Origin of the sequence: Citrobacter sp. Cc139, assembly GCF_030334645.1 — a bacterium.
GTDB classification, from domain to species: domain Bacteria; phylum Pseudomonadota; class Gammaproteobacteria; order Enterobacterales; family Enterobacteriaceae; genus Citrobacter; species Citrobacter werkmanii.
The window spans coordinates 1-1639 of sequence record NZ_JAOWDM010000071.1 but is presented as its reverse complement, the minus strand read 5'-3'; the positions used below and the strand labels follow the sequence as shown (position 1 = coordinate 1639).

1 protein-coding gene and 1 pseudogene are annotated in these 1639 nt (G+C 52.0%); both read left to right on the top strand.

The genetic code is table 11. The annotated features are described in order from the left end of the window. Positions 1–192: pseudogene (locus OGV69_RS07100) on the top strand (tail assembly protein); the annotation flags it as partial. Positions 193–245: 53 nt separating this feature from the next. Beyond that, on the top strand, positions 246–1639 hold a 1394-nt coding region (locus OGV69_RS07095), incomplete at its 3' end, for a TipJ family phage tail tip protein (protein ID WP_286469219.1).

Below are 1639 nucleotides of genomic sequence, written 5' to 3'. Positions count from 1 at the left end.
GTTGTTCAAATGCTCTCACCTCAACCATCAGGTCTTGCCAGTAAGCAAAGTGCAGATAACCGCGCTTCGTATGCTTTCGGCGGGGTAACCAATACAGCGGCGCAGGGATATCCCGTCCCCCTAGGGTATGGTAAGCGTCGAATTGGTGGGGCGATTATTTCTGCTGGAATCTACGTCGAAGATCAGCAGTAAGAAAAAATCCTTTTCTCAGGCTACCTCAGGGTGGCTTTTTTTATGGGCGCGATATGGCTTCAGCAACTACGATTAAAGGCCGCAAGGGCGGCGGCTCCAGTTCCCGAACCCCAACCGAACAGCCTGATGATTTGCAATCTGTAGCGAAGGCCAAAATCCTCGTTGCTCTTGGGGAAGGGGAGTTTGCAGGGCAGTTGACGGGTAAAAATATTTATCTGGATGGTACTGCGCTTGAGAATGCGGATGGCTCGCAGAATTTCAGTGGCGTAGTGTGGGAGTTCCGTTCAGGAACGCAGGCACAGAATTACATTCAGGGTATCCCCGGTACTGAAAATGAGATCAATGTTGGCTCTGAGGTTTCAAGTGCAACAGCATGGACACGTACCTTTACCAATTCCCAGCTTTCAGCCGTTCGTCTGCGCCTGAAATGGCCATCGTTATTTAAGCAGGAAGATAACGGCGATCTGGTTGGGTATTCGATCAATTATGCGGTAGATCTGCAGACTGATGGTGGTACGTGGCAAACCGTACTCAATACCAGCGTAACCGGGAAAACCACCTCAGGCTACGAACGCAGCCACCGTATTGATTTACCTCAGGCAGGCAGCACCTGGACAATTCGACTTCGCAAGATCACCGCTGATGCCAATAGCGCGAAGATCGGCGACACAATGACACTGCAAAGCTTCACGGAGGTAATTGACGCCAAATTGCGTTATCCAAATACCGCTCTGTTGTACATCGAATTTGACTCAAGCCAGTTCAATGGCTCTATCCCACAGATTTCTTGCGAACCAAAAATGCGCGTGATCCGTGTACCTGATAATTACGACCCTGAAACGAGGGCTTACAGCGGTACATGGCAGGGAGCATTTAAATGGGCATGGACCGATAACCCGGCGTGGATTTTTTACGATCTGGTGGTGTCAGACCGCTTTGGTCTTGGCCACCGGCTCACTGCGGCGAACATCGATAAGTGGACGCTGTATCAGGTTGCCCAGTATTGCGATCAGCCAGTCCCGGACGGTAAAGGTGGCAGTGGTACCGAACCACGCTATACCTGCAACGTTTACGTTCAGGACCGAAACGACGCCTACACGGTCATGCGTGATTTTGCCGCTATATTTCGTGGCATGACCTACTGGGGCGGTGATCAGATTGTGGCCCTGGCTGACATGCCGCGCGATGTTGATTACAGCTACACGCGTGCTAACGTTGTTGACGGTCGCTTCACCTATTCGAGCAGCACTTCGAAAACGCGCTATACCACAGCGCTGGTTTCCTGGTCTGATCCGGGTAACGCCTATGCGGATGCGATGGAGCCGGTATTTGAGCAGCCTCTGGTGGCCCGGTACGGATTTAATCAACTGGAAATGACAGCCATCGGCTGCACCCGGCAGTCAGAAGCGAACCGAAAGGGGCGCTGGGGTATTCTCACCAACAACAA